Source organism: Pseudomonas yangonensis (genome assembly GCF_009932725.1).
Classification (GTDB): Bacteria; Pseudomonadota; Gammaproteobacteria; order Pseudomonadales; family Pseudomonadaceae; genus Aquipseudomonas; species Aquipseudomonas yangonensis.
On the sequence record NZ_BLJU01000253.1, the window covers coordinates 1 to 229 of the forward strand.

At 58.1% G+C, this 229-nt stretch carries 1 protein-coding gene; it reads left to right on the forward strand.

Annotated features, from left to right (window positions below; genetic code table 11):
- Positions 1 to 229 (forward strand): type IV secretion system protein (locus GYB81_RS24230; protein ID WP_178106613.1); only part of this gene is annotated, 229 nt, incomplete at both ends.

Consider the following 229-nt stretch of genomic DNA (forward strand, 5'->3'; position numbering starts at 1 on the left):
GAGTTTGCGTCCTCGATCATTCGATCGCTGCAGAAGCTGGGCGAACAGGCATCCGGCATAAGCTCGGTGACGCCATCCGGCATCGTGGATATCGGCTTCATGCTGTGGAAGCAGACGCTTGCCGCGCTATCGGCCTGGAGTCCAGTAGATAGCCTGATCGGTGTCCTCTTGAGCCTGGCCATCACGGTCATGCTTGCGCTCATCGCGATCAACATGCTCATCCTACTGG